The following is a 19,772-nucleotide window of genomic DNA, read 5'->3' on the forward strand; positions in this document are numbered from 1 at the left end:
GTGGCGGAGCGCAGCAGCGGCGAATTTTCGGTTGTTGACTAGGGAAAGCGTTTCGGCATTGTCGCAAGGGATGTTTCTGTTGACAGGCCGTCTGAAAGTTTGAAATGGGTAAGTTGAATATTTTATTACTGGTTTTGGTGACGGTTTCTGCCTTTGCCGTAGTGTTTAAGCAAAACCAGTCGCGCTTGCACTTTATCGAGTTGGATAAGGCGCAAAAGCGGGAAATTCAGTTGGAACAGGATTACGCGCGCTTGAAACTGGAGCAAGCAAGATTGGCAAACCACAAACTGATTAAAGTGGCGGCCGAAAAGCAACATCTGCTTCCGCCGGGTGCGCATAATACGGCTATGCTGGAACGCAAAAAATAAGAATATAGCCTTGTTTTCAAGGTGTTTACGGGAATTAATAGCTCACTGAGCAGCTAAGTCATGAGAAGTCCAACATGTTAATTAAGAACGAATATAAACCTCAAATGCTGTCTGGAACCACAAAAACAAAAAAACCGCTGACAAGTAACGGACGTATTGGTTTGGTGCTGGGTGCCGTTGCGCTGGCATTTACCGGTCTGTTGGTGCGCGGGGTTTATCTGCAAACCAGTCAGCATGAGTTTTTGAAAAATCAGGGCGACCAACGTTTTGTGCGCACACTTCCGCTGCCTGCATCACGCGGTATGATTACCGACCGCAATGGTGCTACATTGGCGTTGAGTGCGCCTACCGAATCATTGTATGCCATGCCTTCCGGCATGGAGGAAATGCCGACTGACGAGCAGTTAGAAAAACTGTCGGCCATTGCCGATGTGCCTGTTGAAGTTTTGAAAAATAAATTGTCTAAAAAAGACAAAGGCTTTATCTATCTGAAACGTCAACTCAGCTACGAGAAAGCAGAAGAAATCAAAGCATTGGGCATTAAAGGTATCGCATTCCAAAAAGAATTGAAACGCCATTACCCGATGGGCAATCTGTTTGCGCATGTTATCGGTTTTACCAATATCGACGGCAAAGGTCAAGAGGGCTTGGAGCTTTCCCGTGAAGACAGTCTGCGCGGTGAAGATGGTGCGAAAGTCGTATTGCGTGACAACAAAGGTAATATCGTTGACAGCCTCGACTCTCCACGCAACAGCGTGCCTAAAAATGGCCAAGACATGATTTTGTCTTTGGATCAGCGTATTCAAACGCTGGCTTATGACGAGTTGAACAAGGCTGTGGCTTATCACAAAGCCAAAGCGGGTACGGTTGTGGTATTGGATGCGCAAACCGGCGAAATTTTGGCTTTGGTCAACAGCCCTGCTTACGATCCGAATCAACCGGGTCAAGCCAATAGCGAACAGCGCCGTAACCGCGCCGTAACCGATATGATTGAACCCGGTTCTGCAATGAAACCGTTTACCATTGCCAAAGCATTGGATTCCGGTAAAGTGGATGCAACCGATACGTTCAATACCCTGCCTTACAAAATCGGTCCGGCTACCGTACAAGATACCCACGTTTATCCTACTTTGGATGTGCGTGGCATTATGCAAAAATCTTCCAACGTCGGCACCAGTAAACTTTCTGCCATGTTTACGCCTAAAGAAATGTACGATTTCTATCACGATTTAGGTGTGGGCGTGCGCATGCATTCAGGCTTTCCTGGTGAGACTGCAGGTTTGTTGAGAAGCTGGCGCAGATGGCAAAAAATCGAACAGGCAACTATGTCTTTCGGCTATGGTCTGCAATTAAGCCTGTTGCAATTGGCGCGTGCCTATACTGTCCTGACCCATGACGGCGAATTGTTGCCTGTCAGCTTTGAAAAACAAGCGGTTGCACCTAAAGGCAAGCGCGTCATCAAAGCCTCTACTGCGAAAAAAGTGCGCGAGTTGATGGTTTCCGTTACTGAAGCCGGTGGTACCGGTACTGCCGGTGCTGTCGATGGTTTCGACGTAGGTGCGAAAACCGGTACGGCGCGTAAACTGGTCAATGGCCGCTATGTAGACAACAAACACGTTGGTACGTTCATCGGTTTTGCCCCGGCTAAAAATCCACGCGTGATTGTGGCCGTTACCATCGACGAACCGACTGCCAACGGCTATTACGGCGGCGTGGTTGCCGGTCCCGTATTCAAAGAAGTCATGAGCGGAAGCTTGAACATCTTGGGTGTTTCCCCGACCAAGCCTTTAAGTAATACCGCTACCGTCAAAGTACCGTCATAATCCAAACAATCAAAGAGATATTGTTTATGTTCAGCAAGTTAACCCCCTTGGCTGAAACCAACTTTCCGCCTCTGCTGTGTGAAAACGCAGCAGGGCGTTTGTTGCATTCAGACAGCCGACAAATTAAACAGGGTGACATTTTCGTTGCCTGTCAGGGCGAATATACAGACGGCCGCAGCTATATTCCTGCCGCCATTGCCAACGGTGCAACCTTTGTTTTTTGGGATGATGACGGCAAATTTACATGGAATCCCGAATGGAACGTTCCTAATCAAGGCATTAAAGATCTGAAACATCGCGCCGGTATGTTGGCGGCGCAGGTTTACGGTAATGTTTCAGACAGCCTTAAAGTTTGGGGCGTAACCGGTACCAACGGCAAAACCTCTATCACACAATGGCTGGCGCAAGCTGCCGATCTGTTGGGCGAAAAAACCGCCATTATCGGCACAGTCGGCAACGGCTTTTGGGGCACATTGGAAGAAACCACACATACCACACCTGCTCCTGTCGATGTCCAAACCCTGCTCTACCGCTTCCGCCAGCAAGGCGCAACAGCCGCCGCGATGGAAGTTTCCAGCCACGGCCTTGACCAATCGCGCGTCAACGGCGTGCCGTTTCGCAGCGCAATCTTTACCAATCTCACCCGCGACCATCTCGACTATCACGGCACCATGGAAGCCTATGGTGCCATCAAATCGCGCCTGTTCTACTGGCATGGTCTGCAACACGCCATCATCAATGTCGATGATGAATACGGTGCAGAACTCGCAGGCCGTCTGAAAAAAGACTGTCCCGATTTAGCCGTTTATGGCTATGGTTTCAGCGAGCAAGCCGATATCCGCATTACCGATTTCACCGCTTCTTCAGACGGCATGGAAGCCGTATTCCAAACACCATGGGGCGAAGGAAAATGCCGTACCCGTCTGCTCGGACGATTCAACGCGCAAAACCTCGCCGCCTGCGTTGCCTTGCTGTGTGCCAACGGTTATCCACTCAATAACGTTTTGGAAGTACTGGCAAAAATCCGTCCCGCTTCAGGCCGCATGGATTGCATTATGAACAGCGGCAAACCTTTGGTCGTTGTCGATTATGCCCACACGCCGGATGCACTGGAAAAAGCACTCTCCACTTTGCAGGAAATCAAACCGCAGGGCGCGGCTTTGTGGTGCGTATTCGGCTGCGGCGGCAACCGAGACTGCGGCAAACGCCCATTGATGGGTGCGGCAGCAGTTCAGGGTGCCGATAAAGTAGTGGTTACCAGCGATAACCCGCGCTTGGAAAATCCTCAAGACATCATCAACGATATTTTGCCTGCTGTATCTAATCCTGAACGTGTCGAAGTTGATCGTGCCGTTGCCATCCGTTATGCGGTTGAGCAGGCTGCCGCTAACGACATCATTCTGATTGCTGGTAAAGGGCATGAAAACTATCAGGATGTACAAGGCGTGAAGCATCATTTCTCCGATTTTGAAATCGCAGAAAAAGCATTGGCAGAGCGCGGTTAAGCCATATCGCAAATGTTCAGACGGCCCGAAACCTTAAGGCCGTCTGAAAAAGATTTAAACATATACAATAAAAGCAATACGACACACGCATTACGGCACGTCAGCCATTAAACCCATCACAGTTGTTTGTTTCGGAAGACTTTTTAATAAGGCCGTCTGAACAACAAGGAGACCGATTTGATGCTGAAAATGCCGACAAAAACCTTATTAATCAGTGCAGCCGTAGTTTTATTTGCAGGCTGTACAACCAAACAACTTCCGCGTCCTACTGCCGAAATCGAGCAGTTGAGGGCGCAACAGCCTCCGGTCGAGCAAAGCCTGCCGAATCCCGTTAAAGGCAAGCGTTTTGACGACACTTGGGGCGCAGCGCGCAGTCAGGGGCGAAGGCATGAAGGTGTGGATATTTTTGCTAAGAAAAACACGCCGATACGCAGTACCACGCCCGGTATCGTCACCAAAATCGGGCGCAACCGATTGGGCGGTAAAGTTATCGGTATTCAAGGGCCGGGTGCGTGGCATTACTATGCCCACCTCAATAAATTTGCCCGTATCCGTCTGTATGAACGAGTAAAAGAAGGACAGGTCATCGGCTATGTCGGCAAAACCGGCAATGCCAGAACCACACCGGCTCACCTGCATTACGGCGTGTATCTGCCCAGCGGCGCGGTGAATCCGTATCCGCTGATTAATCAGAATAGATAGGCCGTCTGAACAAGATTTGAGAGTATGAACGCAAAGAAATTGGTTAAGGCAACGAATATTGTCGGTATAGTGGCAGTCGTGCTGTTGGTGTATTGGGTATTTGTTCTGATTTTATCCAATGTTTTCGGGCTTAAGGTGTTCCGCGAATACATTACGGAAATTTTCCTGATGAGTATTTTGGGGATTTTTGCCGTGATGGCGGGTGCCTTGATACTGAACATCATGCTGAATCTGACCCGTATTGCCGAGCGGGGACAAGAGGAAGAAAGCAAAGGTGGCCGGAAAACCTTATATTTGTTGTTGGCCGTATTTCCCGTTTTGGCCGCTTTGCTATTTGGCGGAAATTATCTGACGGTTCAGAAAAAACGTCAGATTTTGACTCAATCGCTAGAGCGCATCGTCAAGGACAATCCGTCGCAAATCAACGCGTTGGCAGATTATCGTTTTGATTTTGCGTATATCAAAAAAGCAGCGTTAATCCTTGAGCTGATGTCGAAGGAGGATTCTGCCTTTAAAGCAGCTACGGTGATTGTGCCGGATACGATAGGTAATAAACAAGTTTATTTGGCTTTCTCAGCCGATTCCCAGTTAAGTGGGATTGATGAGCAGGCGCCCAATGCTCAGGGAGTAGGCGATAATAATGGTTTTGTCGTTACTCGGAATGGCAATAAAGAAACGATCAGCAAAACGCAATATCTTTATGCTCCGAATTTGAGCGAGCGTGAATACTTGCAAAGAATATTTGCCGGACAAACAAATGAAATACGTTATGAAGCAAAAGATGGCAATTACAGCCTTTGCCACCCTTACCGCCAAAACGGTAAAACCATTGTATTGTGTTTTTCCGATTACCAGCAGTACGGGAAAATCGGCAGTTGATAAGAGAAAGTGATTTGTAGTATGAAAAGTTGGTTTTCCAATACATTTCCTGAATATAAAAAATTGCCCAAAAGCGGCAAATTTATGGCATGGCTGACTTTTGTGCAGGGCGTAGTTTGGTTGATTCTGGCATCAATTCAGAGTGTGCAAGGACTGATTAACAACATGGCATGGGCTGTGTTTTTTGGGATTTTACTTTTCATTTTGGGTGTGTTGGCGTTGTCTGCAGCATGGAATGCGTTTAAATTCCGTGAAATAGGTTTTAATAGAATGATATATGTGTACACGCCATGCTTGTTGCAAATAGTCTTTGTAGGAGAGGCATTTTCTTTTACGTATTATATAGAAAGTGTACTGCAATTATCATTTAGCCTTATAGTACATAAACTTACTGTCGGTATAAATTTTGCCGCTATTCTTTTTATTGTGCTGGCAGGACGCAATTGTCGTCATTTAAAAATGGTTTCCCAAAATACGGATAAAAATGTGGAGCCGTTAGAACAAGGACAAGAAACACAATCATGAAACCACTAGACCTTAATTTTATTTGTCAGACCCTCGGCCTTCCGATGCCGTCTGAAAATCAATCCGTTTCGCGTATTGTTACAGACAGCCGTGATATTCAGGACGGCGATGTATTTTTCGCGCTTGCCGGTGAGCGTTTTGACGCGCATGACTTTGTTGAAGATGTGTTGGCAGCGGGGGCAACGGCGGTTGTGGTTTCGCGCGAAGATTGCGCGGCTTTGAAAGGCGCGTTGAAGGTTGACGATACGCTTGCGGCTTTGCAAAAACTGGCGAAGGCGTGGCGTGAAAATGTGAATCCGTTTGTCTTTGGTATTACCGGCTCTTCCGGCAAAACGACGGTTAAAGAGATGTTGGCCGGCGTATTGCGTCATCGATTCGGTGATGAAGCTGTGTTGGCGACTGCCGGCAATTTCAACAATCATATTGGCTTGCCGCTGACTTTGTTGAAACTGAACGAAAAACACCGCTATGCCGTCATTGAAATGGGTATGAACCATTTTGGCGAATTGTCTTTGCTGACCCAAATTGCCGGTCCGAATGTTGCTCTGGTTAATAACGCTTTGCGCGCGCATGTCGGTTGCGGTTTTGATGGCGTCGGCGATATTGCTAAAGCAAAAAGTGAAATCTACGAAGGTTTGCTTTCAGACGGCATTGCGCTGATTCCGTGCGAAGATGCCAATATCGCTACATTTGAAGCTGCTACTGCGCAATTGAATGCTCAGACTTTCGGCGTTGCCAGTGGCGATGTCCATGCAGAAAATATTGAGTTGAAACCGTTGTCCTGCGAATTTGATTTGGTGCGTGGCAATGAACGTGTTGCCGTGGTGTTGCCAGTCCCCGGCCGTCACAATGTGCATAATGCCGTAGCGGCGGCTGCTCTGGCTTTGGCGGCAGGTTTGAGCCTTGCCGAAGTTTCAGACGGCCTGAAAAATTTCAGTAATATCAAAGGTCGTCTGAATATCAAGCAAGGCATTAAAGGCGCGACTTTGATTGACGATACTTATAATGCCAACCCCGACAGTATGAAAGCCGCCATTGATGTGCTCGCTGCTATGCCTGCGCCGCGTATTTTTGTGATGGGCGACATGGGCGAATTGGGTGAGGACGAAGCCGCCGCCATGCACGCCGAAGTTGGCGCGTATGCACGGGATAAAGGCATCGAGGCCGCATATTTTGTCGGCGACAACAGCGTTGAAGCAGCGGAAACGTTTGGCGCGGAAGGTTTGTGGTTTGCTGACAAAGATCCGCTGATTCAAGTGTTGAGCCACGATTTGCCTGAACGCGCTACTGTATTGGTCAAGGGATCACGCTTTATGAAGATGGAAGAAGTGGTCGAGGCACTGACGGATAAAGAGGTTGTCTGAAAATGGAACAGAAAAGGAAACGGCCTATACTGTTGCAGGTTATCGTTGGGATGATGGTAGTGGCAGCAGTTTTATGGCCGGTTGCAGTGTGGCAGTACATCAAAGATGTAGGATTTGAGACAATAAGCGAAGCATACGAAAGCACAAGAGGACGTTGGGGTTGGTTTGAATTTTGGTTAGGAAATTTTCATTTGCTTGTGCAAGTGATATTGATGCTGGTTAGTGCTGTTGGATTATGGAGAGGTAAGGATTGGGCGCGTAGGTTATGGCTGTATACTGTATATCGTCTACAATATGGTCGGTTATTTGGTTTCCCCTAGAATCGGGTTTCCATTGTTGGATGTCATTATTCGCGCTGCAATTTGTTACAGCTTGTTTTGCTTACATCCCAAGGATTATTTTCAGACCCAAGAAAATAAAACTTAAGAAGGCCGTCTGAAATATGAAAAAGATTTTACTATTGACTGGTTTGCTGATTGCCGCGTTTTATGCCGGAATGAAAGTACAGGCATTTATCTATGAAGATACCTGCTTGGATTTAGGCGGCGGAAAGAATCCCGGAAACTATCCGATTTGCGTGGTAGAGAAATAATCTTACTCAATAAGGCCGTCTGAAATTTCAGACGGCATACCGATTTATTTTTAATTGGGCAATAAGCCCACTGTAACAACAAAAACAAAAAAGGAAGCCCCATGTTTTTATGGCTCGCACATTTCAGTAACTGGTTAACCGGCCTGAATATTTTTCAATACACCACATTCCGTGCCGTGATGGCTGCGCTGACTGCTTTGGCGTTTTCTCTATTGCTTGGTCCGTGGACCATCCGCAAGCTGACTGCGCTTAAAGTCGGCCAAGCCGTCCGTACTGACGGCCCTCAAACCCACCTGATCAAAAACGGTACGCCAACCATGGGCGGCTCGCTGATTTTGACCGCTATTACCGTGTCCACAATTTTGTGGGGCAACTGGGCAAATCCTTATATCTGGATTCTCTTAGGCGTCTTGCTTGCTACCGGCGCACTCGGTTTTTACGACGACTGGCGTAAAGTGGTTTATAAAGACCCTAACGGCGTGTCTGCCAAATTCAAAATGGTGTGGCAGTCCAGCGTTGCCATCATCGCCGGTTTGGCGTTGTTCTACCTTGCGACAAATTCTGCCAACAATATCCTGATTGTTCCCTTCTTCAAACAAGTTGCCTTGCCGCTTGGCGTAGTTGGCTTCTTGGTATTGTCCTACCTGACCATCGTCGGCACATCCAATGCCGTTAACCTGACCGACGGATTGGACGGCTTAGCCGCATTCCCCGTTGTACTTGTCGCCGCCGGTCTTGCTATCTTTGCCTATGCCAGCGGCCACTCCCAATTTGCCCAATACCTGCAATTGCCTTACGTTGCCGGCGCAAACGAAGTGGTGATTTTCTGTACCGCCATGTGTGGTGCGTGTCTCGGCTTTTTGTGGTTTAACGCCTATCCGGCACAAGTCTTTATGGGCGACGTCGGCGCGCTCGCGCTTGGTGCGGCGCTCGGTACCGTTGCCGTCATCATCCGCCAAGAATTTGTCCTCGTCATCATGGGCGGCCTGTTTGTTGTTGAAGCCATTTCCGTTATGTTGCAAGTCGGTTGGTACAAACGAACCAAAAAACGCATCTTTCTGATGGCGCCGATTCATCACCATTACGAACAAAAAGGCTGGAAAGAAACCCAAGTCGTTGTCCGCTTCTGGATTATCACCATCGTCTTGGTGCTGATTGGTTTAAGTACCCTCAAAATCCGCTAAATCTCCAAAGGCCGTCTGAAAGTTTCAGACGGCCATTATGTAAGGTAAGCATGCTTGCCTGAATCCTACGTCCCAAAATAAATCCCGCAATAATCCACACAGAAAGTCTCCAAACATGTACCAATCTTTCGGCGGCGCAACCGGCATCCGCACCCTGACCGACCGTTTCTACGACTTAATGGAACTTGAGCCGAAATACCAAGCCTTACGCCAAATGCACGGCGAAGACATGACCCTGATACGCGAAAAGCTCTACGAATTTTTCAGCGGCTGGCTCGGCGGTCCACAACTCTTTGTCGAAAAATACGGCCATCCCCAACTGCGTGCCCGCCATATGCCTTTTGCCGTCAACGTACAAGTCCGCAACGAATGGATCGCCTGCTTTGCCCAAGCCATGAGCGAACTGGACATCGATAAAGCACTTGCCGAGCCGGTTTTAATCCAAGTTTTTGCCATGGCAGATTGGTGTCGTAACCAAAACGAAGACGGTATCGAACCGCCTATGCCGCCAATGGCGGTTGACCCATGGGTGCGCACACCGGAATTGCAGCAGATTTTGAGTAGCTACGGTGTAAACAGATTTTTTGAGGAATTTTCAGATTAAGTCTGTTTGAAAATGCTGCTATGACATTAAAGAATATAAGAGAGAATGTAAAATGAAAAATTGGTTAAGAAAAATAGCAGTTGCTTTGTTTGGATTCGGACAGATGGCTAATACAAGTGATATCCCAAATTTTGCAGAAACAGAGCAAGAAGCCAAACAAGGGAATGCTGCATCCCAATTTAATTTAGGTTTGATGTATTACTTGGGGAAAGGGGCTACCAAAGATTATAAACAGGCAGAACATTGGTTCCGTAGAGCGGCAGAACAGGGGGATGTTGAAGCGCAGAGCAATCTAGGGGGATTATATTATAAGGGACAAGGTGTTGCTCAAGATTATGAGCAAGCCAAATATTGGTTTCAAAAAGCTGCTGCACAAGGCTTTGCTAAAGCTCAGTATGATTTAGGAACAATCTATTTTTTTGGTAAAGGCATTGAACAAGATTATGATCAAGCAGCTCAATGGTATGAAAAGGCGGCAGAACAAGGGTATCTTGATGCCCAATACAATTTAGCCATTATGTATGATAACGGATTAGGTGTCGGTAAAGCTCCTGAGAAGGCGTTCCAATGGTATCGAAAGGCGGCGGAGCAGGGAGATAATCAAGCACAATATACTGTGGCTACAAGGTATATGCATGGTTTAGGCGTGCAAAAAGATTTTAAACAGGCGGTGCTATGGCTACATCGTGCAGCAGATCAAGAAAATATCAAAGCTCAATCAGATCTTGGCGTGGCTTATCATAATGGATTCGGTGTTCGTCAAGATGATAAGCAGGCCTTATATTGGTATCGTAAAGCAGCGGAGCAAGGAAGTTCTGAGGCCCAATACAATTTAGGTGTAATGTATCTAAAAGGGCAAGGTGTACGTCAAAGTAAAATAGTTGCTAAAGAATGGTTTAAGAAGGCTTGTGCTAATGGAGACAAGCAAAGTTGTGATGCTTATCAAAAATTGGATTAGGCAGGATATTAAATTTTGCTAAGGGCCGTCTGAAAAACTAGGATAAAACAGAAATAATAATTTGAATGTAATGGATTTTAAAATGAAGGTTTCGGTGAAAAAAATAATAATGGGTGTGATGGCTTGCTTTGGGTTAGGGCAGGCAGCTTTAGCTGAAAGTATTCCGGATTTTAAGAATATGCTGAGAGCTGCGGAGCAAGGAGATCCAGAAGCTCAATTAAGTATTGGAGCAATGTATGCGAATGGACAGGGTATTAGTCAAGACAACAGGCTAGCAGTGCAGTGGTTTCGTAAGGCAGCAGAGCAAGAGAATGCTAAAGCTCAATTTAACTTGGGTGTAATGTATCAGCTGGGGCAAGGTGTTGGTCAAGATTATGTACAGGCGGCAGAATGGTATCGTAAGGCTGCCGAACAGGGTGATACTGGAGCTCAAAATAATTTGGGTATGTTGTATCAAAATGGGCAAGGTGTTAGTCAAGACTATGCTCAGGCTGCGGAATGGTTTTATAGGGCTGCGAATCAGGAAAATACAGATGCTCAGTTAAATTTGGGTATGCTGTATGCTAATGGGCAAGGTGTTGGCAAAGACTATGAGAAGGCGTTGAAATGGTTTCGTAGAGCGGCTGGTCATGGAGATGCCATAGGTCAGTATAATTTAGGTGTGGCATATGCTAACGGGGAAGGAGTGCATCAGGATTACATACAGGCTATAGGATGGTATCGTAAAGCTGCGGAACAAGGGAATGTAGATGCACAATATAATTTAGGCGATATGTATGCGAGTGGGGAAGGTGTACGTCAAGATTATGTAGAGGCGATTAAGTGGTACAGAAAGGCAGCAGAGCAGGGAGATGCTCAAGCTCAATTTAATTTGGGCATGATGTACCTTCAAGGGCAAGGAGTCCGTCAAGACAATGCACAGGCAGTGCAGTGGTTTGGCAGGGCGGCAGAACAAGGGCATGCTAAAGCCCAATATAATTTGGGTGTAATGTATGCCAATGGGCAAGGAATTCGTCAAGATGATGTACAGGCGGTGAGGTGGTATCACAAGGCTGCAGAACAAGGTGTTGCTCAAGCGCAATTCAATTTGGGTATAATGTATGATCAAGGGCAAGGAGTTCGTCAAGATGATGCACAGGCAGTGCATTGGTATCGTAAGGCGGCAGAGCAAGGATATGCAGAAGCCCAATATAATTTTGGTGTGATGTATGCCAACGGAGAAGGTGTTCGTCAGAATTATAAGATTGCCAAAGATTGGTTTGGTAAGGCTTGTGATAATGGATTGCAACGAGGTTGCGATGCTTACCGAGAATTGAATCAGAAAGGATATTGAATCCTTATTCAAAGGCCGTCTGAAAAACTTAGGACAAAACCAAAATGACTTTTCAAAATAAAAAAATCCTCGTCGCCGGACTAGGCGGCACGGGCATTTCTATGATTGCCTACCTGCGCAAAAACGGCGCGGAGGTTGCCGCGTATGATGCGGAGCTGAAACCGGAGCGCGTGTCGCAAATCGGTAAGATGTTTGACGGGCTGGTGTTTTATACGGGCCGTCTGAAAGATGCGTTGGATAATGGTTTCGATATTTTGGCGCTCAGTCCCGGCATCAGCGAGCGTCAGCCAGATATCGAGGCGTTCAAGCAAAACGGTGGGCGCGTGTTGGGCGATATCGAATTGCTGGCGGGCATTGTGAACCGCCGCGGCGACAAGGTGATTGCGATTACCGGCAGCAACGGCAAAACGACGGTAACGAGCTTGGTCGGCTATCTCTGCATCAAGTGCGGGCTGGATACTGTCATCGCGGGCAATATCGGCACGCCGGTTTTGGAAGCGGAATTGCAGCGCGAAGGCAAAAAGGCGGACATGTGGGTGTTGGAGCTTTCCAGCTTCCAACTGGAAAACACCGAAAGCCTGCGCCCGACTGCGGCGACGGTGCTGAACATTTCCGAAGACCATCTCGACCGCTACGACGATTTGCTCGACTACGCGCATACCAAAGCCAAGATTTTCCGTGGCGATGGCGTGCAGGTTTTGAATGCAGACGATGCGTTCTGCCGTGCGATGAAGCGTGCCGGGCGCGAGGTGAAATGGTTTTCGTTGGAACATAAAGCCGATTTTTGGTTGGAACGTGAGACAGGATGCCTGAAACAAGGCAATGAGGACTTGATTGCCACGCAAGACATTCCGTTGCAAGGTCTGCACAACGCCGCCAACGTTATGGCTGCCATCGCCTTGTGCGAAGCGGTCGGTTTGCCGCGCGAAGCATTGCTCGAACATGTTAAAACCTTCCAAGGCCTGCCGCACCGCGTGGAAAAAATCGGCGAGAAAAACGGCGTGGTGTTTATCGACGACAGCAAAGGCACGAACGTCGGTGCGACTGCCGCCGCGATTGCCGGTTTGCAAAATCCGCTCTTTGTAATTTTGGGCGGCATGGGCAAAGGGCAGGACTTCACGCCTCTGCGCGACGCGCTTGCCGGCAAGGCAAAAGGCGTGTTCCTGATCGGTGTCGATGCGCCGCAAATCCGTCGCGATTTGGACGGCTGCGGTCTGAATATGATCGACTGCGCCACTTTGGAAGAAGCGGTGCAGAAGGCATACGCCCAAGCCGAAGCGGGCGATATCGTGTTGCTCAGCCCAGCTTGTGCGAGCTTCGATATGTTTAAAGGCTATGCACACCGTTCGGAAGTGTTTATTGAAGTGTTCAAAGCTTTGTAAGGCCGTCTGAAAGATGAAAGTTGGGTTGAAGATCGGCTTGGCGGTAGCTATGCTTTCGGCTGTCGCCGCTTTAGTATTTTGGTTTGCCGCGCCGATTCGTTCCACGACAACCGTAGCCACGCCAAGCGAAGCGGCGTTGCCTGAAAATGCCGTTATCGACAGGTTGGTTGTGCATAAAAGCAAGCGCACCATGTCGGCGTACTCGCAAGGCAGGTTGCTGAAAACCTATCCCATTTCGTTGGGCAAGCAACCGGTCGGGCATAAACAGTTTGAAGGCGACGGCAAAACGCCTGAAGGAAAATACCGCATCAATGAGCGTAATCCCAATAGCGGCTACCATAAAAACCTCGGTGTTTCCTATCCCAACGAAGCCGATAAAGCCTACGCTGCGGCACAAGGCAAAAGCCCGGGCGGGTTGATTAAAATCCACGGCATGAAAAACGGCTGGGGTTTTATCGGTAAAAAACACCTGCAAAAAGACTGGACCAACGGCTGCATCGCGGTAACAGACGAAGAAGTCGACGAACTCTACCGCAGCGTAAAACACAACGCGGAAATTGAGATTCTGCCGTAGGTTTTATGCCTGTTGAAGTGATGGGGCGGTTGTAACGGGTAGTCGATTGCTTATCATGCCGTCTGAAAAGCTCGACAGGGCAGGGGACTTGATACTGGGATTTTTATCTAAAATAAGCCGCCAATCCTTTCTAAGGATAGGTCAACACGCTTTCTCTTTTTTGAACCGTAGATTCTGAATTGTTGGTTTGGAAATAAACCTTTAAAATAACGTTAATTCATTTTTTCAGACGGCCTCTTGCCCATTTGCAGGCCGTCTGAATATTTTATTCAAGCCGTTACGGATGTTTTCATGATTAGTCTTTCCAAAATGCTTGACCGGCCGATTGCGCGCGATGGTCGGAAGTTTGATGTTTCTCTCTTGTGGATGGTCGTCTTAATGACGGTCTTCAGCCTGATTATGATTTATTCGGCTTCTATTGCGTATGCAGCATCGGAAGGGGGCAGCCAGTTTTCTTTTGTGTCCAAACAGGCAATGTTTATCCTGTTTACAGTGGCTATATGCTTGCCGCTTTTCCTGCTGAAGATGAGTTTCTGGCGGCGGATTATTCCGTTTTATTTTGCTGTTTCAGGTTTGCTGTTGTTGCTGGTTTTGTTTGTCGGCCGTGAGATTAATGGCGCGACGCGCTGGATTCATATCGGGCCGCTCAACTTGCAACCGACTGAATTTTTCAAATTGGCGACGGTCTTGTATTTGTCCAGCCTGTTTACGCGCCGTGAAGAAATGTTGCGCGATTTGGATTCTTTGGGTTGGTCGTCTTTGTTTACCGGTATTGGTGATTTGGTGTGCAGCCCTTTTAAAAGTGAAGCTTGGGTAAGGGTAAAGGAACGTTTCCGCAAGTTTAAGACCTTGATTCTGCCGATTATGTTGGTGGCGTTCGGTTTGGTTTTGATTATGGGTCAGCCGGACTTTGGCTCGTTTGTCGTGATTGTCGTGATTACCATGGGTATGCTGTTTTTGGCGGGCTTTCCGTGGAAGTATTTTGCCGTATTGGTGGCGACCGTTGTGAGTGGTATGGGTTTGTTGATTTTGGCCGCACCTTACCGTATGGCGCGTGTGGCGGCGTTTTTGGACCCTTGGAGTGATCCTTTGGGTAAAGGCTATCAGCTGACACATTCCTTGATGGCGATTGCGCGCGGCGGCTGGTTTGGCGAGGGCTTGGGAGCAAGTTTGGAAAAACGTTTCTACCTGCCTGAAGCGCATACTGACTTTATTTTTGCCGTCATCGGCGAAGAATTCGGCTTTTTAGGGATGCTGGTTTTGGTGTTCTGCTACGGCTGGCTGGTGTGGCGCGCGTTTTCCATTGGCAAGCAGGCGCGTGATTCGGGCTTGATGTTCAGCGCGTATATTGCCAACGGTATCGGTATTTGGATTGGTATTCAAAGTTTCTTCAATATCGGTGTAAACATCGGTATCCTGCCTACTAAAGGCCTGACTTTGCCGTTTATGTCTTACGGCGGTTCGGCTGTCTTTATCATGCTGGTGTGCGTTACTTTGTTATTGCGCATTGATTATGAAAACCGCCAAAAAATGCGCGGTTATTCGGTGGAGTAAAACCATGAGCGGTAAAACTTTTATGCTGATGGCCGGCGGTACGGGCGGCCATATTTTCCCTGCATTGGCGGTTGCCGAGTCGCTGCAAAAGCGCGGCCATCATGTGATTTGGCTGGGCAGTCAGGATTCGATGGAAGAGCGCATTGTGCCGCAATACGGCATACGCTTGGAAACGCTGGCGATTAAAGGCATCCGCGGCAACGGCATCAAGCGCAAGCTGATGTTGCCGTTTACACTGTATAAAACCGTCCGTGCGGCTCAGCAGATTATTAAGAAACACCGTGTCGAGTGTGTTATCGGTTTTGGCGGTTTCGTTACTTTCCCCGGCGGCTTAGCGGCAAAAATTTCCGGTGTGCCGATTGTGATTCACGAGCAAAACGCCGTAGCCGGTTTGTCCAACCGCCAATTGTCGCGTTGGGCAAAACGTGTCTTGTACGCTTTCCCCAAAGCCTTTCAACATGAAGGCGGCTTGGTGGGTAATCCTGTCCGTGCCGATATTGCGGCATTGCCTGTTCCCGAAGAACGCTTTGAAAACCGTCAAGGCCGTCTGAAAGTTTTGGTGGTGGGCGGCAGTTTGGGTGCGGATGTGTTGAACAAAACCGTTCCGCAAGCTTTGGCATTATTGCCTGAGGAGGTTCGTCCGCAAATGTATCATCAGTCCGGCCGCAATAAATTGGGCAACTTGCAGGCGGATTACGATGCGTTGGGTGTGCAAGCCGAGTGCGTCGAATTTATTACCGATATGGTGTCTGCCTACCGCGATGCCGATTTGGTAATTTGCCGTGCCGGCGCGCTGACGATTGCCGAATTGACGGCTGCCGGTTTGGGCGCATTGCTGGTGCCGTATCCGCACGCAGTGGACGACCATCAAACAGCCAATGCGCGTTTTATGGTACAGGCTGAAGCTGGTTTGCTGCTGCCGCAAACTCAACTGACGGCAGAAAAACTGGCCGAAATCCTCGGCGGATTAAACCGTGAAAAATGCCTGAAATGGGCGAAAAATGCCCGTACCTTGGCGTTGCCGCACAGTGCGGACGATGTGGCGGAAGTTGCCATCTCTTGTACCGAATAAGCAGGCAGACTTCGAGTAAAGGCCGTCTGAAAAGTTGATTAACGGCGTTTCAGACGGCCTTTATTGCTTTTGTTAAAATTCCTTTACAATAAAAGCATAGCGCAGAAGCGGATAGCCCTTTAAAATAACGCCTTTACGCACTAAAAACCAACCGGAACGCAACGTTATGATGAAAAATCGAGTGACCAACATCCATTTTGTCGGAATCGGCGGCGTCGGCATGAGCGGTATTGCCGAAGTTTTACACAATTTGGGCTTTAAAGTTTCCGGTTCGGATCAGGCGCGTAATGCCGTTACCGAGCATTTGAGCGCTCTCGGCATCCAAGTTTATCCCGGCCATACTGCCGAACACGTCAATGGCGCCGACGTAGTTGTTACCTCTACTGCCGTCAAAAAAGACAATCCCGAAGTCGTTGCCGCGTTGGAACAGCAAATCCCCGTCATTCCGCGCGCGTTGATGTTGGCAGAATTGATGCGCTTCCGCGATGGTATCGCCATTGCCGGTACGCACGGCAAAACCACAACCACCAGTCTAACTGCTTCTATTCTCGGCGCGGCAGGACTTGACCCGACTTTCGTTATCGGCGGCAAACTCAATGCCGCTGGTACCAATGCCCGTTTGGGTAAAGGCGAATACATTGTTGCCGAAGCCGACGAATCCGATGCTTCTTTTCTGTATCTGACGCCGATTATGTCCGTCGTGACCAATATCGACGAAGATCACATGGATACTTACGGTCACAGCGTTGATAAACTGCATCAGGCGTTTGTAGATTTTATCCACCGTATGCCGTTTTACGGTAAGGCATTTTTGTGTATCGACAGCGAACACGTCCGCGCGATTTTACCGAAAATCAGCAAACCTTACGCCACTTACGGCTTGGACGATACCGCTGATATCTACGCAACCGACATCGAAAACATCGGTGCGCAAATGAAATTTACCGTTCATGTTCAAATGAAAGGACATGAGCAAGAGCCGTTTGAAGTTGTTTTGAATATGCCCGGCCGCCACAACGTCCTCAATGCGTTGGCGGCTATCGGCGTTGCGCTGGAAGTTGGCGCATCGGTTGAAGCCATTCAAAAAGGCTTGCTCGGCTTTGAAGGTGTCGGTCGCCGCTTCCAAAAATATGGCGACATTAAATTACCAAACGGCGGAACTGCTTTGCTGGTGGACGATTATGGCCATCATCCTGTTGAAATGGCAGCAACCCTTTCCGCTGCGCGCGGTGCATACCCTGAAAAACGTTTGGTCTTGGCTTTCCAACCACACCGCTATACCCGCACACGTGATTTGTTCGAAGATTTCACCAAAGTCCTCAATACCGTTGATGCGCTGGTGTTGACCGAAGTTTATGCCGCAGGCGAAGAGCCGATTGCCGCAGCCGATTCCCGCGCCTTGGCACGCGCCATCCGCATATTGGGCAAACTTGAGCCGATTTACTGCGAAAACGTTGCCGACTTGCCGCAAATGCTGCTGAATGTTTTGCAGGACGGCGATGTTGTGTTGAATATGGGTGCCGGCAGCATCAACCGCGTTCCGTCTGCATTGGTGGAATTGTCGAAACAATCATAATAAACGGGCATATTGGTCTTTGAGGGCAGATAGGTCGTCTGAACAATATTCAGACGGCCTGTATCAGTATTTAAGAAAGTGGAAATTATGCAGAATTTTGGCAAAGTGGCCGTGTTGATGGGCGGCTTCTCTAGCGAGCGCGAAGTTTCTCTGGACAGCGGCGCCGCTATTTTGGCTGCCTTGAAAAGCAAAGGCGTCGATGCCCATGCGTTCGACCCCAAAGAAACTCCGTTGTCTGAATTGAAAACACAAGGTTTTCAGACGGCCTTCAATATTCTGCACGGTACTTTCGGCGAAGATGGCGCGGTTCAAGGCGCGTTGGAACTGATGGGTATTCCTTACACCGGCAGTGGTGTGGCCGCTTCCGCGCTGGGTATGGACAAATACCGCTGCAAACTGATTTGGCAGGCCGTGGGTTTGCCTGTTCCTGAGTTTGCTGTATTGCATGACGACAGCGACTTTGATGCTGTTGAAGAAAAATTGGGCCTGCCGATGTTTGTGAAACCTGCCGCGGAAGGCAGCAGCGTCGGTGTGGTAAAAGTAAAAGAAAAAGGCCGTCTGAAAAGCGTTTACGAAGAATTGAAACATTTGCAGGGTGAAATTATTGCCGAACGCTTTATCGGAGGCGGCGAGTATTCTTGCCCGGTATTGAACGGCAAAGGCCTGCCGAGCATTCATATTATTCCAGCTACTGAGTTTTACGACTACGAGGCTAAATACAACCGCGACGATACGGTTTATCAATGCCCGTCGGAAGATTTGAGTGAGGATGAGGAAAACCTGATGCGCGAACTGGCCGTGCGTGGCGCGCAGGCGATTGGTGCGGACGGTTGTTCGCGCGTGGACTTCCTAAAAGATACGGACGGTAAGCTGTATCTTTTGGAAATCAATACCTTGCCCGGTATGACCAGCCACAGTTTGGTGCCAAAATCTGCAGCCCATACCGGCGTAGATTTTGCTGATTTATGTATTGAGATTTTGAAGACCGCTCATGTGGGATGATGCAGGCGCATTGGGTCGGCTGACCCGCCGGCTATTGGTGCTGATGACCTTTCTACTGATAGGTTCGGGCATAGCTTGGCTTTACAATTCCAAATATTTTCCTGTGAAACAGATTGCCATTCAGGGTAAGCTGAAATATGCTTCCAACAAAGAATTGCAAACCGTTGCACGAGAGCATATCAGGGGTAATATGTTCCGCGCCGATATTGATTCGGCGCAGGCCGCTTTTCAGGAATTGCCTTGGATTGACTCGGCAATGGTACGCCGCCGTTTTCCGGAAACCGTGGAAATTATCCTGACCGAGCGTGTGCCGGTTGCGCATTGGCGCGCTGGCGGCTTGATGGACAGTAAGGGCAATGTGTTTGCCGCAAGTCTGAAACAGGACCTGCCTATATTTGAAGGGCAGCAGGGGACAGGCAAAGACATGGTCAAACATTATGCGGACTTTTCCGGTATTTTGAGCCCGTTGAAACTGACCATCAAAGAATTGATCTACACGCCGCGTTCGGCATGGCTGCTTGTATTGAACAACGGCATTACCGTGCGTTTGGGGCGTGAAAATGAAATCAAACGTTTGCAGCAGTTTGCCCAGATTTGGCCATCGCTGCTGCGTAAAAAACAAAGTCGTATCGAGTATGTCGATATGCGTTATAAGGATGGTTTTTCAGTCCGTTACAGGCCGTCTGAAAACCCTTCCGAGAGTGAATAGCCGATTAGACGTGAAGCAATCTTGTTTCAAAAATAATCAAACCGTCAGTCAGACAACATAGCGAAC

General features: G+C 48.5%; 19 protein-coding genes. All 19 read left to right on the plus strand.

Annotation, left to right across the window (positions count from 1 at the left end):
• The first annotated feature begins 104 nt into the window (after positions 1-104).
• The 19 genes from ftsL (at position 105) to HMPREF2696_RS05180 (ending at position 19,706) form a co-directional block, all read left to right on the plus strand.
• Entirely contained in the window at positions 105-368 is a 264-nt protein-coding gene (ftsL, locus tag HMPREF2696_RS05090) for a cell division protein FtsL (protein ID WP_003681879.1), read from the plus strand.
• Positions 369-442: 74 nt separating this feature from the next.
• Entirely contained in the window at positions 443-2,191 is a 1,749-nt protein-coding gene (locus tag HMPREF2696_RS05095; protein WP_004518895.1) for a peptidoglycan D,D-transpeptidase PBP2, read from the plus strand.
• Between the two features lie 26 nt (positions 2,192-2,217).
• A complete protein-coding gene (locus HMPREF2696_RS05100; protein WP_004518894.1) occupies positions 2,218-3,696 on the plus strand; it encodes a UDP-N-acetylmuramoyl-L-alanyl-D-glutamate--2,6-diaminopimelate ligase in 1,479 nt (492 codons plus the stop codon).
• Between the two features lie 180 nt (positions 3,697-3,876).
• Positions 3,877-4,398, plus strand: coding sequence for a M23 family metallopeptidase (locus HMPREF2696_RS05105; RefSeq protein WP_070588000.1), 522 nt, complete (start codon positions 3,877-3,879; stop codon positions 4,396-4,398).
• A gap of 24 nt (positions 4,399-4,422) precedes the next feature.
• A complete protein-coding gene (locus HMPREF2696_RS05110) occupies positions 4,423-5,277 on the plus strand; it encodes a peptidase (RefSeq protein WP_070588001.1) in 855 nt (284 codons plus the stop codon).
• Between the two features lie 21 nt (positions 5,278-5,298).
• Entirely contained in the window at positions 5,299-5,802 is a 504-nt protein-coding gene (locus tag HMPREF2696_RS05115) for a hypothetical protein (protein ID WP_070588003.1), read from the plus strand.
• On the plus strand, positions 5,799-7,166 hold the full coding sequence (murF, locus tag HMPREF2696_RS05120) for a UDP-N-acetylmuramoyl-tripeptide--D-alanyl-D-alanine ligase (RefSeq protein ID WP_070588005.1): 1,368 nt from the start codon (positions 5,799-5,801) through the stop codon (positions 7,164-7,166). Before HMPREF2696_RS05115 ends, murF begins: the two co-directional genes overlap by 4 nt.
• A gap of 442 nt (positions 7,167-7,608) precedes the next feature.
• On the plus strand, positions 7,609-7,758 hold the full coding sequence (locus tag HMPREF2696_RS11585) for a hypothetical protein (RefSeq protein WP_049335337.1): 150 nt from the start codon (positions 7,609-7,611) through the stop codon (positions 7,756-7,758).
• Between the two features lie 101 nt (positions 7,759-7,859).
• Positions 7,860-8,942, plus strand: a complete 1,083-nt coding sequence (mraY, locus tag HMPREF2696_RS05130; protein ID WP_004518887.1) for a phospho-N-acetylmuramoyl-pentapeptide-transferase — start codon at positions 7,860-7,862, stop codon at positions 8,940-8,942.
• Positions 8,943-9,057: 115 nt separating this feature from the next.
• Complete coding sequence (locus tag HMPREF2696_RS05135; RefSeq protein ID WP_004518885.1) at positions 9,058-9,546, plus strand: group II truncated hemoglobin; 489 nt, start codon at positions 9,058-9,060, stop codon at positions 9,544-9,546.
• Positions 9,547-9,598: 52 nt separating this feature from the next.
• Positions 9,599-10,504, plus strand: a complete 906-nt coding sequence (locus HMPREF2696_RS05140; protein WP_049335334.1) for an SEL1-like repeat protein — start codon at positions 9,599-9,601, stop codon at positions 10,502-10,504.
• Positions 10,505-10,574: 70 nt separating this feature from the next.
• Positions 10,575-11,837 (plus strand): tetratricopeptide repeat protein, encoded by a 1,263-nt coding sequence (locus tag HMPREF2696_RS11955; RefSeq protein WP_004518882.1) that lies wholly within the window; start codon positions 10,575-10,577, stop codon positions 11,835-11,837.
• A gap of 44 nt (positions 11,838-11,881) precedes the next feature.
• Positions 11,882-13,219 (plus strand): UDP-N-acetylmuramoyl-L-alanine--D-glutamate ligase, encoded by a 1,338-nt coding sequence (gene murD / locus HMPREF2696_RS05150; RefSeq protein WP_004518881.1) that lies wholly within the window; start codon positions 11,882-11,884, stop codon positions 13,217-13,219.
• A gap of 13 nt (positions 13,220-13,232) precedes the next feature.
• Positions 13,233-13,793 carry a L,D-transpeptidase family protein gene (locus tag HMPREF2696_RS05155; protein ID WP_004518880.1) on the plus strand — a complete coding sequence of 187 codons (561 nt, stop codon included), beginning with the start codon at positions 13,233-13,235 and terminating at the stop codon, positions 13,791-13,793.
• A 291-nt stretch (positions 13,794-14,084) separates the two neighbouring features.
• Positions 14,085-15,347 (plus strand): FtsW/RodA/SpoVE family cell cycle protein, encoded by a 1,263-nt coding sequence (locus HMPREF2696_RS05160; RefSeq protein ID WP_004518878.1) that lies wholly within the window; start codon positions 14,085-14,087, stop codon positions 15,345-15,347.
• 4 nt (positions 15,348-15,351) lie between these two features.
• On the plus strand, positions 15,352-16,419 hold the full coding sequence (gene murG, locus HMPREF2696_RS05165) for an undecaprenyldiphospho-muramoylpentapeptide beta-N-acetylglucosaminyltransferase (RefSeq protein ID WP_004518877.1): 1,068 nt from the start codon (positions 15,352-15,354) through the stop codon (positions 16,417-16,419).
• A 166-nt stretch (positions 16,420-16,585) separates the two neighbouring features.
• The gene (murC, locus tag HMPREF2696_RS05170; RefSeq protein ID WP_004518876.1) at positions 16,586-17,995 is read left to right on the plus strand and encodes a UDP-N-acetylmuramate--L-alanine ligase; all 1,410 of its coding nucleotides are present in this window, start codon (positions 16,586-16,588) and stop codon (positions 17,993-17,995) included.
• A gap of 87 nt (positions 17,996-18,082) precedes the next feature.
• The gene (locus tag HMPREF2696_RS05175; protein ID WP_049335322.1) at positions 18,083-18,997 is read left to right on the plus strand and encodes a D-alanine--D-alanine ligase; all 915 of its coding nucleotides are present in this window, start codon (positions 18,083-18,085) and stop codon (positions 18,995-18,997) included.
• Positions 18,987-19,706 (plus strand): cell division protein FtsQ/DivIB, encoded by a 720-nt coding sequence (locus tag HMPREF2696_RS05180; protein WP_070588007.1) that lies wholly within the window; start codon positions 18,987-18,989, stop codon positions 19,704-19,706. The genes HMPREF2696_RS05175 and HMPREF2696_RS05180 overlap by 11 nt, the downstream gene beginning before the upstream one ends.
• Positions 19,707-19,772 lie beyond the last annotated feature (66 nt).

Origin of the sequence: Neisseria sp. HMSC058F07 (assembly GCF_001810035.1) — a bacterium.
GTDB lineage: Bacteria > Pseudomonadota > Gammaproteobacteria > Burkholderiales > Neisseriaceae > Neisseria > Neisseria perflava.

Excerpts from the sequence above, each read along its gene's own strand:
- HMPREF2696_RS05115 (WP_070588003.1), top strand. The coding sequence starts at position 5,299 with ATGAAAAGTTGGTTTTCCAATACATTTCCTGAATATAAAAAATTGCCC.
- HMPREF2696_RS05095 (WP_004518895.1), top strand. The coding sequence starts at position 443 with ATGTTAATTAAGAACGAATATAAACCTCAAATGCTGTCTGGAACCACA.
- murD (WP_004518881.1), top strand. The coding sequence starts at position 11,882 with ATGACTTTTCAAAATAAAAAAATCCTCGTCGCCGGACTAGGCGGCACG.
- HMPREF2696_RS05155 (WP_004518880.1), top strand. The coding sequence starts at position 13,233 with ATGAAAGTTGGGTTGAAGATCGGCTTGGCGGTAGCTATGCTTTCGGCT.
- murG (WP_004518877.1), top strand. The coding sequence starts at position 15,352 with ATGAGCGGTAAAACTTTTATGCTGATGGCCGGCGGTACGGGCGGCCAT.
- mraY (WP_004518887.1), top strand. The coding sequence starts at position 7,860 with ATGTTTTTATGGCTCGCACATTTCAGTAACTGGTTAACCGGCCTGAAT.
- HMPREF2696_RS05110 (WP_070588001.1), top strand. The coding sequence starts at position 4,423 with ATGAACGCAAAGAAATTGGTTAAGGCAACGAATATTGTCGGTATAGTG.
- HMPREF2696_RS05140 (WP_049335334.1), top strand. The coding sequence starts at position 9,599 with ATGAAAAATTGGTTAAGAAAAATAGCAGTTGCTTTGTTTGGATTCGGA.
- HMPREF2696_RS05160 (WP_004518878.1), top strand. The coding sequence starts at position 14,085 with ATGATTAGTCTTTCCAAAATGCTTGACCGGCCGATTGCGCGCGATGGT.
- HMPREF2696_RS05175 (WP_049335322.1), top strand. The coding sequence starts at position 18,083 with ATGCAGAATTTTGGCAAAGTGGCCGTGTTGATGGGCGGCTTCTCTAGC.
- HMPREF2696_RS05135 (WP_004518885.1), top strand. The coding sequence starts at position 9,058 with ATGTACCAATCTTTCGGCGGCGCAACCGGCATCCGCACCCTGACCGAC.
- murF (WP_070588005.1), top strand. The coding sequence starts at position 5,799 with ATGAAACCACTAGACCTTAATTTTATTTGTCAGACCCTCGGCCTTCCG.
- HMPREF2696_RS05180 (WP_070588007.1), top strand. The coding sequence starts at position 18,987 with ATGTGGGATGATGCAGGCGCATTGGGTCGGCTGACCCGCCGGCTATTG.
- HMPREF2696_RS11585 (WP_049335337.1), top strand. The coding sequence starts at position 7,609 with ATGAAAAAGATTTTACTATTGACTGGTTTGCTGATTGCCGCGTTTTAT.
- HMPREF2696_RS05100 (WP_004518894.1), top strand. The coding sequence starts at position 2,218 with ATGTTCAGCAAGTTAACCCCCTTGGCTGAAACCAACTTTCCGCCTCTG.
- ftsL (WP_003681879.1), top strand. The coding sequence starts at position 105 with ATGGGTAAGTTGAATATTTTATTACTGGTTTTGGTGACGGTTTCTGCC.
- murC (WP_004518876.1), top strand. The coding sequence starts at position 16,586 with ATGATGAAAAATCGAGTGACCAACATCCATTTTGTCGGAATCGGCGGC.
- HMPREF2696_RS05105 (WP_070588000.1), top strand. The coding sequence starts at position 3,877 with ATGCTGAAAATGCCGACAAAAACCTTATTAATCAGTGCAGCCGTAGTT.
- HMPREF2696_RS11955 (WP_004518882.1), top strand. The coding sequence starts at position 10,575 with ATGGATTTTAAAATGAAGGTTTCGGTGAAAAAAATAATAATGGGTGTG.